Consider the following 22,137-nt stretch of genomic DNA (forward strand, 5'->3'; position numbering starts at 1 on the left):
GCAGCCCCGGCGGGCCCGGCACCGAGTGCCGGGCCCGCCCTCCGGGTGGAGGAGGGGATGCGACCACGGTGCCCAGCCCGTTGCCGCATCCGCCGCGCGTACGTCCGCGCCCGCTTTCGGGGAGAGTCATGACCGTCACCACGCCGGCCGCCCACGTTTCCGTCCGGTCCGCGCCCGCCTTCCGCGGCCGCATCGGCAGGGACGCGCGCAGCGGCCACTACGCCGTTCCCGGCCGCTACCGGCTCCATCTGTCGACCGCATGTCCCGACGGCCTGCGCATCGCCGTCGCCCACACGCTGCTCGGCCTGGACGCCGTCTGTCCGGTTACCCTCCTGCCCGCCGTCCCCGACTGTCCCGAGGGCGGCCACTCGGCCCTGCGCCCGCTGTACGAGGCGAGCGCGCACCGCTACCCCGGTCCGGCCGCGGCGCCGGTGCTCAGTGACGGCTGGTCCGGGCGGATCGTCAGCACCCACGACCGGGACATCATGCGTGACCTCGCCGACCGCTTCGACACCGGCGGCCCCTCGCTCTACCCGTGCGGCGCGGAGTCGGAGATCGAGGCGGTGGAGCGGATGTGCGTGGAAGGGATCGAAGGGGCGGCGCAGCGGGCCGGGACGGTCGGCGGGGACGCGGCGGAATGTGACGCGGCACTGGCCACGCTGCTGGAGACCCTCGGCGCCCTCGACCGCTGGCTCGCCGGCCGCACCTGTCTGATCCGCGACGAAGTCACCGCCTCCGACGTCGAGTTGTGGGTCGCGCTGGTCCGGCTCGACACCGTGCACCGTCACCACCTCGACGCCGCCGCGGTCCAGCGCATCGCCGGCCACCCGGTGTTGTGGGCCTACGCCCGCCGTCTGACCGCCCACCCGGCCTTCGGCGTCCACCTCGACCTCGACGGCATCGATCGCCGCCACCACGCCCAGTGCCGGGGACTGGAGGCCGCCGGATCGGCCGTCCAGATCCTCGACTGGGCGGCGCACTCGGCCCGTTAGCCGTTCCACCTGGTGGACCGGCGTTGACATACGTTCGGGCCATTGTCTTAACTACGGCCCAGAACGGTCATGAGTGTCAGCGACAAGCCCTGGCTTGCTGACCGGCAACCCTCGCACCGCGGTGGGGTGCCCCAGGTGACGACCCGACCGATGACACGTCGGTAAGCGCGAGGCCCACAGGGCCGGAACAGTGACGGTGACGCCATGTACGCAGCTCCCAGAACGGCCGCACGCCGTTCCCAGGGCTGCGTACGGACGTACGCGAACATGCTCGTCGCAAACCGCGCCGTCGATCTGCTCCGCGTCAACAGCGCACTGTGTACCGCACCGGGCCGTGCCCGCTGTCGGGGCTGACACCTCCCCGCAGCCCCCGCACTCCCTGACCGACACCGCCCGCGCGGTGTGCCGTTGCCCTCCCCACCCCCGGTCCTGCGCCGCCGTGTGCGTCCCCGCACGCCGCCGCGCCTCCGGGGTGTGCCCACCCAGCCGGAGCCCACCATGAGCGAACCCCCTGGCGCCACCGTCACCCTCCCCGAGGCGCCCACCGCCACCGAACCGCCCAAGGCCCTCACCGCCCAGCGAGTGCTGCCGTTGCGGCGGCCGGGGCGCTGGATCGCCACCGCGGTCGTCCTGATCCTGGTCGCCCAGTTCGTCCACGGACTGGTGACCAACCCCTTCTACCAGTGGGACCGCTGGAGCTACTGGTTCCTGCGGCCGACCATCCTCGACGGCCTCCTCATCACCCTCGAAGTCGCCGCCTACAGTGCGGTGTTGGGCTTGATCGGCGGCATCCTGCTCGCCCTGGCCCGGCTGTCGAAGAGCCCGGTCCTGCGCGCGGTCAGCTGGACCTACGTGTGGGCGTTCCGCTCCATCCCGCTCATCGTCGTACTGATATTCCTCTACAACTTCAGTGCCCTGTACAAGACGTTGAGCGTCGGCATTCCCTTCGGGCCGGCCTTCTTCTCCTTCGACGAGTCGAAACTCGCCACCGACATGGTCGTCGCCGTCGTCGGCCTCAGCCTCAACGAGGCCGCCTACGCGGCCGAGGTGGTGCGCGGCGGCATCCTCTCCGTCGACCAGGGCCAGCACGAGGCGGCCGCGGCGCTCGGCCTGCCGAAGGGCTACCAGTTCCGCAGAATCGTCTTTCCGCAGGCGCTGCGCTCCATCATCCCGAACTACGTCAACCAGCTCATCGGCCTGATCAAGGGCACCTCACTGGTCTTCTACGTCTCCCTGCTCGACCTGTTCGGCTCCGCGCAGACCATGGGCTCCACCTACCCCGGCGACATCGTGCCGCTGCTGCTGGTCGTCACCGTCTGGTACCTGATCCTGACCAGCGTCGTCTCCGTCATCCAGTTCTACGTCGAGCGGTACTACGCCCGCGGTGCCACCCGCAGCCTGCCGCCGACACCACTGCAGAAGCTCCGCACCGGACTCACCGACCTGCGAGCCCGCATCCGCCGGGAGGCCGCCGTATGACCGCCAAGACCGCCGACACCCTGCTAGACGGTGAGGCCGCCACCGTCGAGGTGCACGACGTGCACAAGTGGTACGGCACCCACCAAGTCCTGGACGGCGTCGACCTGACCGTCCGACCCGGCGAGGTCACCGTCGTCCTCGGCCCCTCCGGCTCCGGCAAGTCCACCCTGCTGCGGGTCATCAACCACCTGGAGAAGCCCGAGATCGGCTACGTCAGCGTCAACGGCGAACCGATCGGCGTGAAGCGGCAGGGAGACCGGTTGAAGGAGCTGAGCGAGCGGGCCATCCTCGCCCAGCGCGGGCGGATCGGGTTCGTCTTCCAGAACTTCAACCTCTTCCCGCACCTGACGGTCCTGGACAACGTGGCCGCGGCCCCGGTCGCCACCGGCCGGCTCGGCAGGCCCGAAGCGCAGGAACTGGCCCGCGAACTCCTCGGCCGCGTCGGCCTCGCCGACAAGACCGGCGCCTACCCGCGCCAGCTCTCCGGCGGCCAGCAGCAGCGCGTCGCCATCGCCCGCGCCCTGGCCCTGCGCCCCGGCGTCATCCTCTTCGACGAGCCCACCTCCGCCCTGGACCCCGAACTCGTCGGCGAAGTCCTCGCCGTCATCCGGGACTTGGCGTCCAGCGGCACCACGCTCGTCATCGTGACCCATGAGATCGGCTTCGCCCGCGAGATCGCCGACCGGGTCGTCTTCATCGACGGCGGCAAGATCATCGAGCAGGGGCCGCCCTCCGAGGTCCTCGACTCACCGCGGCACGAGCGGACCAGGGACTTCCTCAGCAAGGTTCTCTGACCCGCCGCACCCCACGACTCCCCCCCCCACGCCACCACTCTCATCACCGCCCCTGAGCGACAAGGAACGGCCATGCGCACCCACTTCACCCGACGCAGCCTGATACGCGGCATCACCGCGGCGACCGCCGTCGCCTCCCTGGCCACCGGGCTCGCCGCCTGCGGTGGCAACAGCGACGCGGCCGCCACCACCGACACCGCCGCCAAGTCCGGCGAGGTCGTCATCGGCCAGGTCTCCAACGGCGCCGCCAAGCAGACCGCCATCAAGGTCTCCGAGGTCAAGTCCATCAGCGCCGAACTGCCCGCCGCCCTGAAGAAGAGCGGCAAGCTGGAGATCGGCATCGGCGCCCTGCCGGCCGGCTTCCCACCGCTCGCCTACGTGGGCAGCGACCAGAAGACCCTCACCGGCGCGGAGCCCGACTTCGGACGCCTGGTCGCCGCCGTCCTCGGCCTCAAGCCCGAGGTGAAGAACTCCACTTGGGAGAACCTCTTCGTCGGCATCGACAGCGGCAAGGTCGACGTGGCCTTCTCCAACGTCACCGACACCGAAGAGCGCAAGAAGAAGTACGAGTTCGCCTCCTACCGGCAGGACAACCTGGCCTTCACCGTGCCGAAGAAGAGCACCTGGAACTTCGACGGCAACTACGAGAACCTCGCCGGCAAGACGGTCTCCGTGGGCTCCGGCACCAACCAGGAGAAGATCCTTCTGGAGTGGAAGGCGAAGCTGGCCAAGGAGGGCAAGAAGCTCACCGTCAAGTACTTCCAGGACAGCAACAGCGTCTACCTGGCCCTGTCCGGCGGGAAGATCGACGCGTACTTCGGCCCCAACCCCGGCATCGCCTACCACAACCGGCAGACCGCGAACACGCCCAACGCCACCCGCACCGCGGGCACCTACTCGGGCGCCGGTGCGAGCCTGCAGGGCCTGATCGCGGCCACCGCCAAGAAGGACAGCGGCCTGGCCAAGCCGCTCGCCGACGCCATCAACCACCTGATCAAGAACGGTCAGTACGCCGAGTGGCTCAAGGCCTACAACCTCTCCAACGAGGCCGTCGCCAAGTCCGAGGTCAACCCGCCCGGACTCCCGCTCGACAACTCCTGACCACCGCGTGCCGGGGACTCCACCACCCATCTCGCGGTGGAGTCCCCGGCACTGCGGACACCCCGAGCCGCACCCCGGAGACCGCCACACCATGTCCGTCATCACCGTCGACGCCACCGACTCACACGTCCTGGACAACCCCGCCTGGGCCGCCCTCACCGGACCCCAAGCCCACTTCGCCGAACGCATCGGCCGCGCCGCCCGCTACCACCAGGACGTGGCCCCCTTCCACGCCGTCTCCGACGAGGACGACCCGCGCGCCTGGGCCGACCTGGCCAGACTCGTCGGCCCCGGCGGCACCGCCGCGGTGCGCGGGGTCACCGAGGCGCCGGACGGCTGGGAGGTCGTCAGTCTCGGACACGGCGTCCAGCTCGTGGACACCTCCCTGCGCGCCGAGCCCGACCCCGAGGCCGTACGCCTCGGTCCCCAAGATGTGCCCCAGATCCTCGACCTGATCGCCCGCACCGAGCCGGGCCCCTACCGGCGACGCACCGTCGAAATGGGCACCTACCTCGGCATCCGCCACCGCGGCCGGCTGATCGCCCTGGCCGGCGAGCGGCTGCGCCCGCCCGGCTGGACGGAGATCAGCGCCGTGTGCACCGACCCCGACCACCGAGGCCGGGGGCTGGCCACCCGTCTGGTCCGTGCGGTGGCCGCCGGCATCAAGGAGCGCGGCGAACACCCCTTCCTGCACGCCGCGGCCGCCAACGCCAACGCGATCCGGCTGTACGAGTCCATCGGCTTCACCCTGCGCTGCCGCACCGTCTTCTCGCTCGTCCGGCACACCGGCGCCGCGGCCCTGGAAAGAACGGCATAGCCATGACGCAGCCCCTCTCACCCGACCTCCAGGAAGGCACCCCCGTGTCCGCAACTCCTGCCACTTCTCTGCATCTGGCCGTCGCCCTCGACGGAACCGGCTGGCACCCCGCCTCCTGGCGCGAGCAAGTCGCCCGCCCCCGCGACCTGTTCACCGCCCGATATTGGGCGGACCTCGTCATCGAGGCCGAGCGCGGACTGCTCGACTTCGTCACCTTCGAGGACGGCCTCGGCCTGCAGTCCTCCCACTACAATGAGCTCGACGGCCGCACCGACCAGGTCCGCGGCCGACTGGACGCCGTACTGACCGCCGCCCGGATCGCGCCACTGACCCGGCACATCGGCTTGGTGCCGACCGTGATCGCCACCCACACCGAGCCGTTCCACATCTCCAAGGCGATCGCCACCCTCGACTACGTCAGCACCGGCCGCGCGGGCCTGCGTGTGCAGATCTCCGCCCGGCCGCACGAGGCCGATCACTTCGGCCGCCGCACCCTTCCCCCGCTGAGCCTGCGGGAACTGCAGACGCCGGCCGGACAGGAGCAGGTGACCGACCTGTTCGACGAGGCCGCCGACTACGTCGAGGTGGTGCGCCGGCTCTGGGACAGCTGGGAGGACGACGCGGAGATCCGGGACGCCGCCACCGGACGCTTCATCGACCGCGACAAGCTGCACTACATCGACTTCCAGGGCAAGCACTTCAGCGTCAAGGGGCCCTCCATCACCCCGCGCCCGCCCCAGGGCCAGCCCTTGGTCACCGCACTCGCCCACCAGACCGTTCCGTACCGGCTGGTGGCCCGCCAGGCCGACATCGGGTACGTCACTCCGCAGGACGCCGAGCACGCCCGGGCGATCGTCGCCGAGATCCGTGCCGAGCAGGAGACGGCCGGTCGGGCCGGTGAACCCCTGCACGTCTTCGGTGACCTCGTGGTCTTCCTGGACGACGAGCAGGCCGCCGCGGAGGACCGGCGCGCACGGCTCGACGCCCTCGACGGGGAGCCGTACACCAGCGACGCCCGGATCTTCGCCGGTACTCCAGCACAACTCGCCGATCTGCTCGAGGAGTTGGCGGCGGAGGGGCTGAGCGGCTTCCGGCTGCGGCCCGCCGTCGCCCGACACGACCTGCCGGCCATCACCCGCGGCCTGGTCCCCGAACTCCAGCGCCGGGGGGTCTTCCGCACCGCCTACGAAGCCGACACCCTCCGCGGCCTGCTGGGCCTGCCCCGCCCCGCCAACCGCTATGCCGCCGCCTGAGCCGGAAGGACCCGCACCGACATGACCAGCAAGCCGCTGAAGCAGATCCACCTGGCAGCCCATTTCCCCGGCGTCAACAACACCACGGTGTGGAGCGACCCGAAGGCCGGCAGCCACATCGAGTTCAGCTCCTTCGCCCACTTCGCACAGACCGCCGAACGCGCCAGGTTCGACTTCCTCTTCCTCGCCGAGGGACTGCGACTGCGCGAACAGGGCGGAAAGATCTACGACCTGGACGTCGTCGGCCGTCCCGACACCTTCACCGTCCTCGCCGCGCTCGCCGCCGTCACCGAGCACCTCGGCCTGACCGGCACCATCAACTCCACCTTCAACGAGCCCTACGAGGTGGCCCGCCAGTTCGCCAGCCTGGACCACCTCTCCGGCGGCCGTGCCGCCTGGAACGTCGTCACCTCCTGGGACGCCTTCACCGGCGAGAACTTCCGCCGCGCCGGCTTCCTGCCGCAGGAGGAGCGCTACTCCCGCGCCAAGGAGTTCCTGGCCACCGCCAACGAGCTCTTCGACTCCTGGCACGGCGACGAGATCGTCGCCGACCGGGCGACCGGTGTCTTCCTGCGCGACGCGAAGGCAGGCTCCTTCGTCCACACGGGACAACACTTCGACATCCACGGCCAGTTCAACGTCCCGCGCTCCCCGCAGGGCCGCCCGGTCATCTTCCAGGCCGGCGACTCCGAGGAGGGACGCGAGTTCGCCGCCTCCAGCGCCGACGCCATCTTCAGCCGGCACGCCACTCTGGAGGGCGGCCAGGCCTTCTACACGGACGTCAAGAACCGCCTCGCCAAGTACGGCCGCCGCCCTGACCAGTTGCTGATCCTGCCCGCCGCCTCCTTCGCGCTCGCCGACACCGACGCCGAAGCCGAGGAACTCGCCAGGGAGGTACGCCGCCAGCAGGTCAGCGGCGCCACCGCGATCAAGCACCTGGAGTTCGTCTGGAACCGGGACCTGTCCTCCTACGACCCGGAAGGTCCGCTGCCCGACATCGACCCGGACGTCAGCGACAATCACATCTCCAAGGGCCGTGCCCAGGTGCGCATGTACCGCGACCCGCTGGCCACCGCCCGCGAGTGGCGCGAGCTGGCCGCCGCCAACAACTGGTCCATCCGTGACCTGGTGATCAACACCGGCAACCGGCAGACCTTCGTCGGCTCCCCGACGACCATCGCCAAGACCATCAACGACTACGTCCAGGCCGACGCCGGCGACGGCTTCATCCTCGTGCCGCACATCACGCCCACCGGTCTCGACGACTTCGCCGACAAGGTAGTCCCGCTCCTGCAGGAACAGGGCGTCTTCCGCACCGAATACGAGGGCCCCACCCTCCGTCACCACCTGGGGCTCGATCACCCCGACGCAGTCGACGACCGGGTCGCCTCGTGAAGTTCCTCGCCATCACCCTCATCGCGCACCACCCCGATCCGGTCACCGGCGTGCGGAAGCCGACCCACGACCGCTTCCGTGAGGTACTCGACAACGCAGTCCTGGCCGAGGAGTTGGGCTTCGACGGCTTCGGTGTCGGGGAGCGGCACGAGCGGCCGTTCATCTCCTCGTCCCCGACCGTCGTACTCAGCCATGTGGCCGCCCTGACGAAGCGGATCCGGCTGTTCACGGCCGTCACGACGCTCAGCCTGCTGGACCCGGTCCGGGCTTACGAGGACTACGCCACCCTCGACCACCTCTCCGACGGGCGTCTCGACCTGATCATCGGCAAGGGCAACGGCGCCGCGCAGCGCGAGCTGTTCCAGGTCACGCCCGAGGACCAGTGGGACCGCAACGCCGAGAGCTACGAGGTGTTCCGGCAGATCTGGCGGCAGGACAAGGTCACCGCCGACACCCGCTTCCGCCCCGCACTGACGGACGCGGAGGTGTGGCCTCGGCCGTACCAGCGGCCGATCCGCGTCTGGCACGGCAGCGCCACCAGCAAGGAGTCGGTCGACCTGGCCGCCCGCTACGGCGACCCGCTGTTCTCGGCGAACGTCACCAACCCCATAGAGCCGTACGCGGAGTTGATCCGCTACTACCGGGAGCGCTGGGAGCACTACGGCCACGATCCGGCGCGGATCGCGGTCGGCGCGGGTACGGCCGGCGTCCACGTGGCCCGGACCTCCCAGCAGGCGCTCGCCACCTATCGGCCGATCTTCGAGGCCAACCTGGCGCACTTCAGGCAGGCAGGTCTCCCCGTGGTCTTCGAGACGCTGGAGGACTTCGTCGCCCGCAGCTCCGCCCTGATCGGCAGCCCGCAGCAGGTCATCGAGAAGGTGCAGCGCTACCACGAGGAGTTCGGGCACACGGTGCTCCATCTCCATGCCGACGCCGGGGGACTGCCCGACGCCTCGCACCGCGCCTCCCTCGAGCTGTTCCAGTCCCAAGTCGCCCCCGTGTTGCGCCGCGAGATCCCGGACCCACCGTTCGTGTGGGGACCCGTGCTGCCGACGCAACCGCTCACCCAGGAGTCCGTCCATGTCTGACATCGCCCTCGGCGTTCTCGATCTGGTCCCGATCCCGTCCGGCTCGACGGCAGCCGATGCCCTGCGCAACTCCATCGACCTCGCGCAGCAGGCCGAGCGACTGGGATACGCCCGCTACTGGTTCGCCGAGCACCACCTCAACCCGGGCGTGGCCGGCACCTCTCCCGCCGTCGTCCTGGCCCTGACCGCATCGGCCACCTCGACCATCCGGCTCGGCTCCGGGGCCGTGCAGCTCGGGCACCGCACCGCGCTGTCCACCGTGGAGGAGTTCGGCCTGCTCGACGCGCTGCACCCGGGCCGCTTCGATCTGGGCCTCGGGCGCTCCGGGGGCCGCCCGCCCGCACAGTCGGACGCACCGCCGCCCACGGCGACCCCGGTCGTCGACGGCCGCACCCCGAACGGCCTGTTGATCCCGCCGCCCTTCTCCTTCGCGCATCTGCTCGGCTCACCCCGGATCGCCCTGCAGCGCAAGCTCCTTCTGCTGCCGGGCGCCGAATCGCAGGACTACACCGAGCAGATCGACGACATCCTCGCCCTGCTCGCCGGCACCTACCGCTCCCCGGAGGGCGTCGAAGCGCACGTCGTGCCGGGAGAGGGCGCCGAGCTGGAGGTGTGGATCCTGGGCAGCAGCGGTGGCCAGAGCGCCGCCGTCGCGGGCCGCAACGGCCTGCGGTTCGCGGCGAACTACCACGTGAGCCCCGGGACGGTCCTGGAGGCCGTGGAGGGCTACCGGTCCTTCTTCCAGCCCTCCGAGGTGCTCGACAAGCCCTACGTCAGCGTCTCGGCCGACATCGTCGTGGCCGACGACGACGCCACCGCCCGCGAACTCGCCACCGGCTACGGCCCGTGGGTCCGCAGCATCCGCACCGCCGAGGGCGCCATCGAGTTCCCCACGCCGGACGAAGCGCGCGCCCACACCTGGACCGACGAGGACCAGGCACTCGTCCAGGACCGCCTCGACACCCAGTTCGTCGGCTCGCCGGGCCGGGTGGCCGACCAGCTGGAACAGCTCCAGGAGGCCACGGGCGCGGACGAGTTGCTCATCACGACCATCACCCACGACCACAAGGACCGGGTCCGCTCGTACGAACTGCTCGCGGAGGAATGGCGCCGAAGGGGCCACGCGTCCCAGCCGACGAGCTGATGCTCACGCGTGTCCCCGACGAAGCCCACCCCGACCAACCGAAAGGTCCTCCCATGGCCACCATCCTGTCCGTCTCCGGAAGCCCCTCCGCCACCTCCCGCACCGCACGGCTGCTTCGCCACCTCGACGAGCGGCTCACCGCCCAGGGGCACGAGGTGATCGCGCTGGACGTGCGTACGCTCCCGCCGGAGGCCCTGCTGCACGCCGACTTCGGCCATCCCGCGATAGCCCGGGCCGCGGCCCTGTTCGAGCAGGCGGAAGGCGTCGTGATCGGCACCCCCGTCTACAAGGCCGCCTACTCGGGTCTGCTGAAGGCGCTGCTGGACCTGCTGCCGCAGTACGCGCTGGTGGGCAAGACGGTCCTGCCGCTGGCCACCGGCGGCAGCACGGCCCACGTCCTGGCCATCGACTACGCCCTGCGCCCGGTCCTGGCCTCCATGGGGCCCGCCCACATCACCCCGGGCTGGTTCACCCTCGACAAGGACATCACGGTGGGCGACGACGGCTCGCTGACCGTCGCGCCGGGCTCGGCCGAGGCGCTGCTCCAGGTCACGGACCAGTTCTCGGCCGCGCTGGGCGGTCGTACGACGCTGCTGGCGGCCACCGGCTGACCGGCGCGGCGAGGTGCAACCCCGCCGCTGCCTTGTGTGACACACACCGACAACCGGCCGATCGGAGCCCCGCGTGTCCCTCACCTTTCACTGGTTCCTGCCCACCAACGGTGACAGCCGCCATGTCGTCGGCGGCAGTCACGGCACCCCCGCCACCGCTTCCGGACGGGACCGGCCGCCGACGGTCGCCTACCTCAGCCGGATCGCCGGCGCCGCCGAGGAGCTGGGCTTCGTCGGCGTACTCACCCCGACCGGCGCCTGGTGCGAGGACGCGTGGCTGACCACCGCGATGGTCAGCCGGCACACCGAGCGACTGAAGTTCCTCGTCGCCTTCCGCCCCGGATTCGTCTCGCCGACGCTGGCCGCCCAGATGGCCTCCACCTTCCAGCGGCAGAGCGGCGGACGGCTGTTGCTGAACGTCGTCACCGGCGGCGAGAGTCACGAGCAGCGGGCCTACGGCGACTTCCTCGACAAGGACGCCCGCTACCGCCGTACCGGCGAGTTCCTGCAGATCGTGAGGGAGTTGTGGGAGGGGAAGACCGTCGACCTGCACGGCGAGCATCTCCGGGTCGAGGACGCCAGGCTGGCCCGGGTGCCCGACCCGGTCCCCGAGGTGTACTTCGGCGGGTCCTCGCCGATCGCCGGTGAGATCGCCGCGCGGCGCGCCGACGTCTACCTCACCTGGGGCGAGCCGCCGGCCCAGGTCGCCGAGAAGATCGCGTGGGTGAAGGACTTGGCAGCCGCGCAAGGGCGCACCCTGCGTTTCGGCATCCGGCTGCACGTCATCACACGCGACACCTCCGAGCAGGCGTGGGCGGAGGCCGGCAGGCTCCTTGAGGGCTTCGACCCGGAGACCGTGAAGTCCGTGCAGGCCGGGCTCGCCCGCAGCGAGTCCGAGGGACAGCAGCGGATGCTCGCCCTGCACGGCGGCGGCAATCGGGACGGCCTGGAGATCCACCCCAACCTGTGGGCCGGTATCGGCCTGGTGCGCGGTGGCGCGGGCACCGCCCTGGTGGGCAGCCACGACGAGGTCGCCGAGCGGATCAAGGAGTACCACGCCCTCGGTATCGACGAGTTCGTGCTCTCCGGCTACCCGCACCTGGAGGAGGCGTACTGGTTCGGCGAGGGCGTGCTGCCGAGGCTCGCCGCGCAAGGCCTGTGGCGGCACCCCTTCGACGGGCCGATCGCGCCCGCCGCGCAGGTGCCGTTCGCCTGAACGCGCCCCCGATGAGCGTGAACCAGCCAGATCGCGACTCTATCCCTAGTATTCCTATCGAATTACTAGGAAAGTATTGACGGGGGTCGGCGGGGAGGGTGAGCATGACGAAACCGACGTGCCACCACACCCCCCACCTCCATGTCGCGTTCGCTTCGCCCTGTGAAGGAAGACCCGATGACCACATCACTCAGCTGTGGCGACAGCCGCAGTCGTACGACGCGGGTCCGCGCGTGACGGTCACGGCGGACGAGGCGACCGAAGCGGCGCCCGGGCCGCAGGCCGACTGGGTGCACATCGCCCGTGAGGTGGCGGACGACCTCGCCACGGACGCGGTCGAGCGCGAGCAGGCCGGCAAGACACCGCTCGACGAGGTCACTCGGCTGCGCGAGTCGGGACTGCTGTCGCTGCTGGTACCGGCCGAGTACGGGGGAGGGGGCGCGGACTGGCGCACGGCCTGCACGATCGTGCGGACGGTCGCCGCGGCCGACGGGGCCATCGGCCACCTGCTGGGCAGCCACTACTTCCTCTCCTTCAGCGCCCGGTTCTTCGCCGGGCCCGGCCAAGTCGCCCGAATCCAAAGGGAATCGGCGGCGGGGCAGTGGTGCTGGGGAGGCGGCATCGCCGCGCACGAACCGCCCCTCATGCTGATCCCCACGGCGGACGGCCATCTGCTCGACGGCTACCAGAGGTTCGCCACCGGAGTCGGGATCGCCGACCGCCTGCTGGTCCGCGCCTTCAGATCCGGCACCGGCGAGCCGCTGGCCGTCCTCGTCGACCCTGCCCGCCCTGGCGTCGTCACCGGCAGCGGCGGGGACACCTTCGGCCAGCGGCTGGCGGCCGGCGGGAGCGTGGAGTTCGACTCCGTGCCGGTCGCGGCGGACGACGTACTCGGTTCCCTCTCGCCGGACGAGGGCGTCCTGTCGCCCTTCGCCTGCCTGGCCGCACCGACCGCGCGCCTGGTCTCCGCCCAGTTCTGTCTCGGCGTCGCCGAGGGCTTGCTCGACGAGGTCCGCGAGTACGGCCGGGTAGTGAAGTCCCCCTGGCAGCCCTTCTCCGCACAGCCCTGGCCCGACGGCCCGCCCCAGGACCCCCACGCACTGGTCGCGTACGGCGAACTCGCCGTCGCCGCACGGGCCGCGTCCGCCCTCGCCGGCCAGGCGGTGGACGCCCTGCAGCGCGGCCTCGGCCGGGGCGAGGCCCTCGACGACGAGGAGTGCGCGGAGATCACCGTCCTCGCCGGCGCGGCCGAGGCCGCCGCCTCCCGCGCCGTGCAGGAGATCACCACCCGCGCCCTGGACGCCATCGGCGCCCCCGCCGCCTCCTCCCGCCTCGGATTCGACCGCTTCTGGCGCAACGCCCGAACCCACACCCTCCGCGAACCCCTCACCCACAGACTGCGCGAGGTCGGCGACTACTACCTCAACGGCACCCACCCACCCTTCACGCTTCCGGCGTGACGGGGCGGCGCCGTCGGCTTCGCCGGGTGGCAGGACGCCGGACCGGCCGCTCACATGGACGCCTGGACGGCACGCCGCGGGCTGTGCAAGTCCACGGAGAACGCCCAGGAGCGCGTCGTTGTGCCGGGTGAGCAGCCGACGCTCGTAAGCCTCGTGCGCGGAGTCGCCCCGCATGGAGTCGCCGGGCAGTTCACGCTCGTACGTCACCGTCACGCCTTCGTGGTCCTCGACGTCGAGGATCTCCGGGGGTTGCGATCGGCAGCGGATGCCGAGCGCTGTCTGCGTACACCTCGCGCGTGACTTCGATGTCTCCCGGCGGCCGGCCACTCCACACCTTGGCGGCCAGGCCCTCGCCCAGGCTGTAGACGACGCCCTCGACACCAGCGCCGATACGGCGGACACCCATGTGCCCGCGGTCGGCGAAGAACGCGAACCACGGGTCGGAGCCTGGGGTTTCCGCCTCCGGGATGTTCTCCATCCGCGTATTGCACCAGCAGCCGCACCGACCTCACGGGGGCCGCGGTATTCACTGGGCGCTCTCCTCGCCGGCGGATACCGTGTGACACGGGACCGAGGGGGGATGAGCCGGTGCGACCCGTGTTGTTGGTGGATGTCGATGGGCCGCTGAACCCGTACGCCGCGAAGCCGTACCGTCGGCCCGAGGGCTATCGGACGCACCGTCTGCTGACCCCGCGCTGGGAAGCCGCCGAGCGTCGGCGGCTGGATGAGTGGGGTCTGCCGAACAAGCCTGTCAAGCCGCTGCGAGTGTGGCTCAACCCAGATCACGGCCCGGCGTTGGAGGCACTTCCCTTCGACCTCGTGTGGGCGACGACGTGGGAGGAGGAGGCCGACGTCTTCGTCGCGCCGGTCCTGGGACTGCCCGAACTGCCCTTCATCCCCTGGCCCGCGCCTCGGCCCGAGCCCGGAGACGGCGTGTTCTGGAAGACGCCTGAGATCGTCGCGTGGGCGGAGGGCTGGGCGTTCGCCTGGGTCGACGACGAGATCACAGAGGCGGACCGCACCTGGGTGAAGGACCACCACGACGGCCCCGCCCTGTTGCATAGGATCGACCCCCGACATGGCCTCACCCGTGACGACTTCGCCGTACTCACGGCATGGGCAACCGGCCTCGTCTGACACGGAAGCCAGAAAGATGACCACGCAGATCCAGCAGGTCGACCACGAGTTGATCCAGGCCGCGGCCCAGGTCGCGCGCACGCGGTGCCGGGGGGACAACCACACCATGGCGGCCGCGGGACGCGCCGGCGACGGGCGGATCGTCACCGCGGTCAACGCCTACCACTTCACCGGAGGTCCGTGCGCGGAGCTGGTCCTCATTGGCGCGGCAGCCGCCCAGGGCGTCTACGAGCTGGACACCATCGTGGCCGTCGGTGACCGTGACCGGGGGGTCGTTCCTCCGTGCGGGCGGTGCCGCCAGGCGCTGCTGGACTACTTCCCCACGCTCAAGGTGATCGTCGGTGAAGGGGACCGCACCCGCACCGTCCACATTGCCGACCTGCTGCCCGAGACTTACGTCTGGGCCGACCACCAGCTCGACGCCGACTGACATCGTGGGCCGACTCGGTCACGACGCCCGTGCCGCGTAGGCCCTGACGTCCGCGTCAGAATCCGTGGTGGCCGTGGCGAGGGCGGCCCGGGCCTCGGGGACCGGCAGGTGCCGGGTCAGGGACAGTACGGCGGCCTTGCGCACGTCGGCATTGGAGTCGGCCAGCGCCTTCGCCAGCGCCGGGACCGCGGTGGCCGGGTCGGCGGCGGACAGGGCCGTGGCGGCGCCGGCGCGGACCTGCCAGGCCCGGTCGGACAAAGCGGCAACCGCGCGGACGGTGAGGGGCGCGGGGCAGCCCACTGACGCCAGTGCGCCGAACGCGGCACCGCGCACCAAGGGGTCGCTGTCCTCGGTGAGTGCGTCCAACGCCACCGGTGCGACCGTCGAGGAGCCCACGCCGGCCAGCGCCTTGGCCACGGTGACGCGGACCTCGCGGGACGGGTCGTGCGCCGCACGCGCCAATGGCTCGGCCGCGTCGACCGACACGAGCGCACGCACCGCCTCGATCCGTACCGCGACGTCGGAGTCGGCGAGGGCCCCGGCGAACAGCCCGGCGTCCCCCAGGCGCAGTGCGCGCAGGACGTCGAGGGCCGCGGCGCGGACGACGGGATCGGCCTCCGTGAGCGCCGGGGTGAGCGCGTGGCGCAGGGCGGGTTCGGGCGGCAGGGTCTCGACCAGCTCACGCAGGGATGCCGCCGCGGCCGACCGGACCTGGGCGTCGGGGTCGGCGAGCGCGTCGGCCAGCGCCTGTCCCGTGCCGGGAGGCACGGTCTCGGTGAGGACCGAGACAGCGGTCCGCCGGACGCCCGGGTCAGGGTCGGTCAAATAGGGCTGGAGGAGTGAGAGTTCGGGTTCTTCCTCGGCGAGCGCCAGCAGGGTCAGGAGCCGGGGCGAGGCGATCTCGCCAGGGGCGGATGCCGCGGACTGCACGTCCCGCGTGCCGGTCCTCGGGCCGGCGGCCACCGGTGCCACCTCCCGCGCCCCCGCCGTGGCCACCGGCTCGGCATGGACCTCGCCGAGGTGCCGGGAGGCACCGCCGACCGGGGTGAACTCCTCGACCGGAACCAGGTAGGGAGCCACGGGGCGGACCGTGAACTCCATCGCCCCGGAAGGTGACTTGCGCAGATCGAGATGGTGCAGCCAGGACGTGTCGTCGCGCCGCGGATGGTCGATGCGCTCGTGGTAGAGACCCCAACGCGACTCCGTACGGGCCAGCGAGGCCCGCGCGGCCATCTCCGCGCAGTCGCGGATGAAGTCGACCTCGGCACACCGCATCAGCTCGTGCGGGGTCCGGGCGCCCATCGAGGCGATGTCGGCGCGCATCCGCTCGAAGGCCTCCAGGGCCAGCGACAGACGGGCCCCGGACTTCGGCGGGGCCACGTAGTCGTTCACGAAGCGGCGCAACTTGTACTCGACCTGGGGCTGCGGCGGCCCGTCCGGGTTGCGCAGCGGGCGGTAGACCAGTTCGTGCGCCTCGCGCAGCTGCTCCTGCGGCAACTCGCCCTCGTAGGAACGGTACTGGGACGCGTCCGCGCCCGCCAGGTCGCCGAAGACGAACGCGCCGATCATGTAGTTGTGCGGCACACACGCCAGGTCGCCGGCCGCGTAGAGGCGGGGGACGGTCGTACGGGCGTGGTCGTCCACCCGTACCCCTGAGGCCGAGTGGCCGCCGCACAGGCCGATCTCGGAGATGTGCATCTCGACGTCATGGGTGCGGTAGTCATGACCGCGGCCGGCATGGAACGTGCCGCGGGTGGGCCGCTCCGTGGAGTGCAGGATCGACTCCAGGGCCGAGACCGACTCCTCGGGCAAATGGCTCAGCTTGAGGTAGACCGGCCCCCGGTCGCTGGCGACCTCCGCCGCGAACTCCGCCATCATCTGGCCCGACCAGTAGTCGGAGTCGACGAAACGTTCGCCGTGCCGGTTGACCTGGTAGCCGCCGAAGGGGTTGGCGACGTAGGCGCAGGCCGGGCCGTTGTAGTCCTTGATGAGCGGGTTGATCTGGAAGCACTCGATGCCGGTCAGCTCGGCGCCCGCGTGGTACGCCATCGCATAGCCGTCGCCTGCGTTCGTGGGGTTCTCGTACGTGCCGTACAGATAGCCGGAGGCGGGCAGGCCGAGGCGGCCGCAGGCGCCGGTGGCCAGGATCACCGCCCCCGCCCGCACCACCACGAACGTGCCCGTGCGCGTGTTGAAGCCGGCCGCCCCCACGGCCCGCCCCTGGGAGGTGAGCACCCGCACCGGCATCACCCGGTTCTCGATGCGGATCCGCTCCCGCATCTCGCGCCGCCGCAGCTGCCGGTACAGGACCTTCTTGACGTCCTTGCCCTCCGGCATCGGCAGCACATACGAACCCGACCGGTGCACCTGACGGACCGCGTACTCGCCGTGCTCGTCCTTCTCGAACTTCACGCCGTACGACTCCAGGCGCTGCACCATGGCGAAGCCGCGGGTGGCGGTCTGGCGGACGGTGGACTGGTCGACGACGCCGTCGTTGGCGCGGGTGATCTCGGCTACGTAGTCGTCGGGCTCGGCACGTCCGGGCACGACCGCGTTGTTGACGCCGTCCATGCCCATGGCGAGCGCGCCCGAGTGGCGTACGTGGGCCTTCTCCAACAGCAGGACATCGGCGCCGTGTTCGGCGGCGGTCAGGGCCGCCATGGTGCCGGCTGTGCCGCCGCCGACGACCAGGACGTCGCAGGAGATCTCCTCCGCGTCGCTGAGGGCCGGAATCTGCAGGGGAGTGTCCACCAGGGTGCCTTTCACGTTGCGGATCACGTTCCGAGCGAGGACAGGACCTCGCGCCGCAGCGCCACGCGCGCGGGATCGTCGTGGGCCGTGCGATCGCGCGGACGCGGTACGTCCCGTACGGCGGTCGGCCGGCCGTTGCCGAGGAGTGCCACGCGGTCACCGAGGAAGAGAGCCTCGTCCACGTCGTGGGTGACGAACACGACGGTCGCGCCGGTGCCGTGCAGCACCTCCACCAGCAGGTCCTGCATGCCCGAGCGGGTCTGGGCGTCGAGCGCGCCGAAGGGCTCGTCCATGAGAACGGCGCGCGGCGCCCCGGCGAGGGCGCGGGCCAACTGGGCGCGCTGGCGCTGGCCGCCGGAGACCCGGTGCGGCAATTGCCCCGCCAGGTCGGCCAGTCCGACGCGGGCCAGCCACTGCTCGGCCTGGAGGCGGCGCTGCGCGCGGGGGACACGGCGGACGGCCAGCGGGAGTTCGACGTTGGCGCGCAATGTGCGCCAGGGCAGGAGGGCATCCTCCTGGAAGACCAGGACGCGTTCGGCGGACGGCCCGGCCAGGGGCTGCCCGTCCTGGCCGATCTGTCCGGCGAGCGGGGACAGCAGTCCCGCGAGGGTGCGCAGCAGGGTCGACTTGCCGCACCCGGAGGGGCCGACGACGGTGAGGATCTCACCGGGCGCGATGTCCAGGTCGACGTCGGCCAGGACGGGAGCGTCGGGGCGGCCGAGTGTGGCGGCGCGGAGGGTGAGGCCGGTGCCGCGTGCGAGGGACGGCGCCCGGTCCGTCGTACGGAGTACGGGTTCGGTGTCAGACGAGGTGCTCATCGCGTGCCTCCTCGGTGCCGGAGGGCTGTAGGGCGGGGGACGGGCCGGCGGGCGGGCGCGAGGGCGTCGGCCGGACGGCGGTGACCTGGGACGTACGCGGCAACCAGCGGGTCAGCCGCCGGCCGAGCAGTTCCACCGCCGTGGAGGTCAGCCAGCCGAGGACGCCGATCGTGACCATGCCGACGAAGACGCCCGGGTAGTCGACGACCGTGTAGTCCTGCCAGGTGCGGTAGCCGACCCCGTACTGTCCGGAGATCATCTCCGCGGAGATCACGCAGATCCAGGAGACGCCGATGCCGACCGACAGGCCGCCGAAGATGCCGGGCAGCGCACCCGGCAGCACGACCGAGCCGAGGACGCGCCACCGGCCGCCGCCCATGGTCAGCACGGCCTCCTCCCACACCGGTGTCAGCGCCCGAACGGCATGCCGGGTGGAGACCAGGACCGGGAAGAAGGCCGCGGTGAAGGTGATGAAGACGATGCCCTGCTCGTTGGAGGGGAAGAGGAGGATCGCGACGGGGACCAGGGCGATGGCGGGGATCGGGCGGACGACCTCCAGCAGCGGACCCAGCAGGTCCTCGGCGAGCGGGGAGCGCGCCACGAGCACGCCCACCGCCACGCCGGCCACCGCGGCCAGCACGAAGCCCGTCACGATGCGGGTCAGGCTGTCGGTGAGGTCCGTCCAGTAGTCCGCCCCGGCAAGGCGGTCCGCGAAGGTGTGGGCGACGTCGGTCACCGTGGGGAACTGCGAGAAACGCAGCCACAGGTCGACGTCCAGGCTGGTCAGCAGCTGCCAGAGCCCGAGGGCGGCCGCGAGGGCGGTCACCCGCAGCGCGTACCGGGTCACGAGGCACGCTCCAGGGCGTCGGCGTAGGTGATGACGCGGGCGCCGGCATGGGCGAGGACGTAGCCGTGTGCGGTCGCCGGGGCGACGAAGGGCAGCAGCCGGTCGCCGTCGGCCACCCAGACCGCCTTGTCGGCGAACCACAGGGTGCCGGTGGTGGCGTCGGGGACATAGGCGGCGCGGATGCCGTCCCGGTGCGCGGACACGTAACTCAGAAGCTGCGCCGGGGACTTGAAGGCAATGGTCTTCCCGGCGCCCTTCGGCCATGCCTCGCTCGCGGCGGTCGGGGGAGTGGCGGCGAGCGCCTTGCCGTACGACGCTCCGAGGGCCTTCTTGACGTACCGGTCGTCGACGAAGGAGTCCACGTCCACGTCGCCGGTCAGCTTCGCCGCCTTCAGGACCGGCACGTCCCGCTTCAGCGCGGCGACGAGCTGCGGCTTGACGGCCGGGTCGAAGGTGGAGATGCCGTGGGCGCCGTTGTAGAGGTAGACGACCTCCGCGGGCAGGCCGGTGGCCTTCGCCACCTTCTCCGCGGCGGTCACGGGATGGGCGTCGAGGTAGTCGGTGGCCTGCGCCTGGGCCTTGAGGAAGGCTTCCAGTACGGTCGGCTCGCGCTTGGCGAAGTCCTCGCGGGCGGTGACGCCGTGGAAGGTGGGCAGGTTCAGCAGGGCGCCGTCGTACAGGGCCTGGGCCTTGCCCTGGTAGGCGAGCAGCCCGGGCCAGGCCACGAACTGCGACAGCGCGTCGACGCTGCCGGCGCTCAGGGCGGAAGCGCCCACCGCGGGCTGCTGATTGAGCTTCTCCACGCCCTTGTCCGGGTCGATGCCGGCGCGCTGCAGGGCCCGTACGAGCGTGCCGTCGGCGGCGGAGCCGATGCTCGTGGACACCTTCTTGCCCTTGAGGTCCTTCAGGGAGGTCAGCTTGGAGCCGGGAGCGGTGACGATGGTGTTCAGGCCGCCGCGCAGGTTGTAGCCAGTGACCGAGACCAGGCGGGTGGGGCGGTTCAGCTGCTTGCCCCGGGCGGCGTTGATGAGCAGTGGGAAGTCGCCCATCGAGCCGATGTCGATCTTCCCGGCGGTCATCTGGGCGGTGATGGGCGCGCCGGTGGCGTAGTCCTGCCAGTCGACCTTGTAAGTGCGGCCGTCGCCCAGGGAGTTGAGCTGCTTCTCGAAGTAGCCGAGTGAGCGCAGCAGGGTTCCCGCGGTGACGGTGTTGATGGTCTTGGACTGGTAGCCGACGGTCACCGTGACGGTGGAGCCGTCACCTCCGGCCGCGGCGGTGCCACCGCAGGCCGTGAGCGGTGCGAGGAGTACGACGACGGCGGCGGCGACTGCTGTGTTCTTCATGGTGGTCGGGACCTCTCACCGGAGCAGATAGGGCATGTTGACCGTGACGGCTCCGGTGGGACAGCGGGCCGCGCACGGGCCGCAGTACCAGCACTCGTCGACGTGCATGTAGGCCTTGCCGGTGCTGTCGTCGATGGCGAGGGAGTCCAGCGGGCACATGTCCACGCAGAGCGTGCAGCCGTCGATGCACTTCGACTCGTCGATCGTCACGGGCACGTCGGCCCGCTGGGGTGCCAAGGGCATGGCTGTCTCCAGGAAGGTGTGCAGGCGGGGTAGGTGTCTTACAGCGACCGGTGGAGCAGGCCGCTCATCGTGATGCGGTCGCCGCGGAAGCGGATGAACTCGAGGTCGACGGGCCGGCCGTCGGACAGATGGGTGAGGCGCTCCAGCATCAGTACGGCGGCGCCGTGCGGGGCCTGCAGTACGGCGGCGGAGTGGGCGTCCGCGTTCACCGCCTCCAGGCTGATCTCGGCGTGTCCGAGCGGCCGGCCGGTGAGGGTCTCCAGGAGCCGGAAGATGTCGGTGTTCTCCAGGTCCTCTCCGAGCAGGGCGGCGCCGACGTCGAGGGGGATGTAGGTGAGGTCGAGGGACAGAGGCAGGCCGCCCAGCCGTCGCAGGCGTTCGATGTAGAGGACGTCGGTGCCGGACGGCAGGTGGAGGCGGTCGGCCACCGGCGCGGGGGCGGGTACGGGGCCCATCGTGCGGACCTCGTTGGTGACGCGGCCGTGTTCGCGCAGGGTCTCCGCGAGTCCCATCAGCCGGTCGAGTCCATGCGGGTACTTCTGTGCCACGACGACCGTGCCGACGCCGGGGAGGCGCTCCACGAGGCCTTCGGCGCGCAGGAGGTCGAGGGCCTCGCGGACGGTGTTGCGGGAGGCACGGTAGTCGGTGGCCAGGACGGACTCGTGGGGAAGAGGGCCCGTGGGGAAGGCGCCGCCGAGGACCTGGTGTCGCAGGAGGTCGGCGAGTTGGCGTGCCCGGTCCGCGCGCAGCCGACGCCGCGCACGGTGGGCGGCGACGGTGCTCGCGCCCTGGCCGGCGTGGTCTCGGACGCGGTCGCTGGAGGACATGTTCTGGACCATACCTATCCGGTAGGGAATGGGGTGTTGCTGGATTGTTGCGCCACCTGACTCATCAACAGATGAGCTGCTGACCTGCGGTTTCGTGGCGGGACGGGGGAGATCTGCCAGTGCTCTCCACGGTTCGCGTCGCCCGTGACGTCCGGCGGCACGGCGAACTCTCCGCACATGACAGCACCGGCTCGCGGTGGGGCGGTCATGCCTCTGCGAGCCGGTGCCGTTTGAGCGTGTCCCGAGGTGCTGGGGACCTCGGCGGGGTCGTGGTGGTGCAGAGCCGTTCGGTCAGTTCCTCACGAGCAGGCCGCGGCTGCGCAGGACCCAGCGTTCGAGGGGGCTGAAGACGAGCAGGTCGATGGCGATGCCGACGAAGAGGATGAGCAGG

Annotated in this window: 21 protein-coding genes, 1 pseudogene and 1 riboswitch; of the genes and pseudogenes, 14 read left to right on the forward strand and 8 right to left on the reverse strand. The window is 71.1% G+C overall.

The window, feature by feature from the left end:
- The first annotated feature begins 128 nt into the window (after window positions 1-128).
- From ACIGDI_RS39285 to ACIGDI_RS39340, 12 genes are all read left to right on the forward strand, one after another.
- Complete coding sequence (locus ACIGDI_RS39285; RefSeq protein WP_399907061.1) at window positions 129-992, forward strand: glutathione S-transferase C-terminal domain-containing protein; 864 nt, start codon at window positions 129-131, stop codon at window positions 990-992.
- Between the two features lie 65 nt (window positions 993-1,057).
- Window positions 1,058-1,166, forward strand: a riboswitch (SAM riboswitch).
- 324 nt (window positions 1,167-1,490) lie between these two features.
- Window positions 1,491-2,471: an amino acid ABC transporter permease gene (locus ACIGDI_RS39290; RefSeq protein ID WP_399907063.1), complete on the forward strand. Its 981-nt coding sequence runs from the start codon at window positions 1,491-1,493 to the stop codon at window positions 2,469-2,471.
- Window positions 2,468-3,265, forward strand: coding sequence for an amino acid ABC transporter ATP-binding protein (locus tag ACIGDI_RS39295; protein WP_399907065.1), 798 nt, complete (start codon window positions 2,468-2,470; stop codon window positions 3,263-3,265). The genes ACIGDI_RS39290 and ACIGDI_RS39295 overlap by 4 nt, the downstream gene beginning before the upstream one ends.
- Window positions 3,266-3,337: 72 nt before the next feature.
- A complete protein-coding gene (locus ACIGDI_RS39300; RefSeq protein ID WP_399907067.1) occupies window positions 3,338-4,366 on the forward strand; it encodes an ABC transporter substrate-binding protein in 1,029 nt (342 codons plus the stop codon).
- A gap of 91 nt (window positions 4,367-4,457) precedes the next feature.
- Window positions 4,458-5,183, forward strand: coding sequence for a GNAT family N-acetyltransferase (locus ACIGDI_RS39305; protein ID WP_399907068.1), 726 nt, complete (start codon window positions 4,458-4,460; stop codon window positions 5,181-5,183).
- Window positions 5,184-5,227: 44 nt separating this feature from the next.
- Window positions 5,228-6,436: an LLM class flavin-dependent oxidoreductase gene (locus tag ACIGDI_RS39310; RefSeq protein ID WP_399907070.1), complete on the forward strand. Its 1,209-nt coding sequence runs from the start codon at window positions 5,228-5,230 to the stop codon at window positions 6,434-6,436.
- 21 nt (window positions 6,437-6,457) lie between these two features.
- The gene (locus ACIGDI_RS39315; protein WP_399907072.1) at window positions 6,458-7,831 is read left to right on the forward strand and encodes an NtaA/DmoA family FMN-dependent monooxygenase; all 1,374 of its coding nucleotides are present in this window, start codon (window positions 6,458-6,460) and stop codon (window positions 7,829-7,831) included.
- Complete coding sequence (locus ACIGDI_RS39320; RefSeq protein WP_399907074.1) at window positions 7,828-8,919, forward strand: LLM class flavin-dependent oxidoreductase; 1,092 nt, start codon at window positions 7,828-7,830, stop codon at window positions 8,917-8,919. Before ACIGDI_RS39315 ends, ACIGDI_RS39320 begins: the two co-directional genes overlap by 4 nt.
- Entirely contained in the window at window positions 8,912-10,063 is a 1,152-nt protein-coding gene (locus ACIGDI_RS39325; protein ID WP_399907076.1) for an LLM class flavin-dependent oxidoreductase, read from the forward strand. The genes ACIGDI_RS39320 and ACIGDI_RS39325 overlap by 8 nt, the downstream gene beginning before the upstream one ends.
- Window positions 10,064-10,116: 53 nt before the next feature.
- Entirely contained in the window at window positions 10,117-10,674 is a 558-nt protein-coding gene (ssuE, locus tag ACIGDI_RS39330) for an NADPH-dependent FMN reductase (protein WP_399907078.1), read from the forward strand.
- A 73-nt stretch (window positions 10,675-10,747) separates the two neighbouring features.
- Window positions 10,748-11,890 carry an LLM class flavin-dependent oxidoreductase gene (locus ACIGDI_RS39335; protein ID WP_399907080.1) on the forward strand — a complete coding sequence of 381 codons (1,143 nt, stop codon included), beginning with the start codon at window positions 10,748-10,750 and terminating at the stop codon, window positions 11,888-11,890.
- Between the two features lie 104 nt (window positions 11,891-11,994).
- Window positions 11,995-13,350, forward strand: a complete 1,356-nt coding sequence (locus ACIGDI_RS39340; RefSeq protein WP_399907082.1) for an acyl-CoA dehydrogenase family protein — start codon at window positions 11,995-11,997, stop codon at window positions 13,348-13,350.
- Between the two features lie 190 nt (window positions 13,351-13,540).
- Here the strand turns inward: ACIGDI_RS39340 and ACIGDI_RS39345 are convergent, their stop codons facing one another.
- Window positions 13,541-13,828 (reverse strand): hypothetical protein, encoded by a 288-nt coding sequence (locus ACIGDI_RS39345; RefSeq protein ID WP_399907083.1) that lies wholly within the window; start codon window positions 13,826-13,828, stop codon window positions 13,541-13,543.
- A 119-nt stretch (window positions 13,829-13,947) separates the two neighbouring features.
- On the opposite strand from ACIGDI_RS39345, the gene ACIGDI_RS39350 reads away from it, so the two are divergent.
- Both ACIGDI_RS39350 and ACIGDI_RS39355 read left to right on the forward strand, forming a co-directional pair.
- Complete coding sequence (locus ACIGDI_RS39350; protein ID WP_399907106.1) at window positions 13,948-14,487, forward strand: hypothetical protein; 540 nt, start codon at window positions 13,948-13,950, stop codon at window positions 14,485-14,487.
- Window positions 14,488-14,503: 16 nt separating this feature from the next.
- On the forward strand, window positions 14,504-14,917 hold the full coding sequence (locus ACIGDI_RS39355; protein ID WP_399907085.1) for a cytidine deaminase family protein: 414 nt from the start codon (window positions 14,504-14,506) through the stop codon (window positions 14,915-14,917).
- Window positions 14,918-14,935: 18 nt separating this feature from the next.
- On the opposite strand, the gene ACIGDI_RS39360 is transcribed toward ACIGDI_RS39355, so the two are convergent.
- From ACIGDI_RS39360 to ACIGDI_RS39390, 7 genes and pseudogenes are all read right to left on the reverse strand, one after another.
- Entirely contained in the window at window positions 14,936-17,695 is a 2,760-nt protein-coding gene (locus ACIGDI_RS39360; protein WP_399907087.1) for a fumarate reductase/succinate dehydrogenase flavoprotein subunit, read from the reverse strand.
- Complete coding sequence (locus tag ACIGDI_RS39365; RefSeq protein WP_399907088.1) at window positions 17,692-18,486, reverse strand: ABC transporter ATP-binding protein; 795 nt, start codon at window positions 18,484-18,486, stop codon at window positions 17,692-17,694. Before ACIGDI_RS39365 ends, ACIGDI_RS39360 begins: the two co-directional genes overlap by 4 nt.
- Complete coding sequence (locus ACIGDI_RS39370) at window positions 18,470-19,333, reverse strand: ABC transporter permease (protein ID WP_399907090.1); 864 nt, start codon at window positions 19,331-19,333, stop codon at window positions 18,470-18,472. The genes ACIGDI_RS39365 and ACIGDI_RS39370 overlap by 17 nt, the downstream gene beginning before the upstream one ends.
- Window positions 19,330-20,676 (reverse strand): ABC transporter substrate-binding protein, encoded by a 1,347-nt coding sequence (locus tag ACIGDI_RS39375; RefSeq protein ID WP_399907092.1) that lies wholly within the window; start codon window positions 20,674-20,676, stop codon window positions 19,330-19,332. The genes ACIGDI_RS39370 and ACIGDI_RS39375 overlap by 4 nt, the downstream gene beginning before the upstream one ends.
- Window positions 20,677-20,691: 15 nt before the next feature.
- Entirely contained in the window at window positions 20,692-20,919 is a 228-nt protein-coding gene (locus ACIGDI_RS39380; protein ID WP_030180763.1) for a ferredoxin family protein, read from the reverse strand.
- Window positions 20,920-20,957: 38 nt separating this feature from the next.
- Entirely contained in the window at window positions 20,958-21,746 is a 789-nt protein-coding gene (locus ACIGDI_RS39385) for a GntR family transcriptional regulator (RefSeq protein WP_272178599.1), read from the reverse strand.
- Window positions 21,747-22,037: 291 nt separating this feature from the next.
- Window positions 22,038-22,137, reverse strand: a pseudogene (locus ACIGDI_RS39390) (ABC transporter permease); the annotation flags it as partial.

Source organism: Streptomyces sp. NPDC085900 (assembly GCF_044540925.1).
In the GTDB taxonomy this organism is placed as follows: domain Bacteria; phylum Actinomycetota; class Actinomycetes; order Streptomycetales; family Streptomycetaceae; genus Streptomyces; species Streptomyces gilvifuscus.

Excerpts from the sequence above, each read along its gene's own strand:
- ACIGDI_RS39345 (WP_399907083.1), bottom strand. The coding sequence starts at position 13,828 with ATGGAGAACATCCCGGAGGCGGAAACCCCAGGCTCCGACCCGTGGTTC.
- ACIGDI_RS39375 (WP_399907092.1), bottom strand. The coding sequence starts at position 20,676 with ATGAAGAACACAGCAGTCGCCGCCGCCGTCGTCGTACTCCTCGCACCG.
- ACIGDI_RS39315 (WP_399907072.1), top strand. The coding sequence starts at position 6,458 with ATGACCAGCAAGCCGCTGAAGCAGATCCACCTGGCAGCCCATTTCCCC.
- ACIGDI_RS39285 (WP_399907061.1), top strand. The coding sequence starts at position 129 with ATGACCGTCACCACGCCGGCCGCCCACGTTTCCGTCCGGTCCGCGCCC.
- ACIGDI_RS39355 (WP_399907085.1), top strand. The coding sequence starts at position 14,504 with ATGACCACGCAGATCCAGCAGGTCGACCACGAGTTGATCCAGGCCGCG.
- ACIGDI_RS39305 (WP_399907068.1), top strand. The coding sequence starts at position 4,458 with ATGTCCGTCATCACCGTCGACGCCACCGACTCACACGTCCTGGACAAC.
- ACIGDI_RS39380 (WP_030180763.1), bottom strand. The coding sequence starts at position 20,919 with ATGCCCTTGGCACCCCAGCGGGCCGACGTGCCCGTGACGATCGACGAG.
- ACIGDI_RS39385 (WP_272178599.1), bottom strand. The coding sequence starts at position 21,746 with ATGTCCTCCAGCGACCGCGTCCGAGACCACGCCGGCCAGGGCGCGAGC.
- ACIGDI_RS39290 (WP_399907063.1), top strand. The coding sequence starts at position 1,491 with ATGAGCGAACCCCCTGGCGCCACCGTCACCCTCCCCGAGGCGCCCACC.
- ACIGDI_RS39300 (WP_399907067.1), top strand. The coding sequence starts at position 3,338 with ATGCGCACCCACTTCACCCGACGCAGCCTGATACGCGGCATCACCGCG.
- ACIGDI_RS39365 (WP_399907088.1), bottom strand. The coding sequence starts at position 18,486 with ATGAGCACCTCGTCTGACACCGAACCCGTACTCCGTACGACGGACCGG.
- ACIGDI_RS39295 (WP_399907065.1), top strand. The coding sequence starts at position 2,468 with ATGACCGCCAAGACCGCCGACACCCTGCTAGACGGTGAGGCCGCCACC.
- ACIGDI_RS39340 (WP_399907082.1), top strand. The coding sequence starts at position 11,995 with ATGACGAAACCGACGTGCCACCACACCCCCCACCTCCATGTCGCGTTC.
- ssuE (WP_399907078.1), top strand. The coding sequence starts at position 10,117 with ATGGCCACCATCCTGTCCGTCTCCGGAAGCCCCTCCGCCACCTCCCGC.
- ACIGDI_RS39325 (WP_399907076.1), top strand. The coding sequence starts at position 8,912 with ATGTCTGACATCGCCCTCGGCGTTCTCGATCTGGTCCCGATCCCGTCC.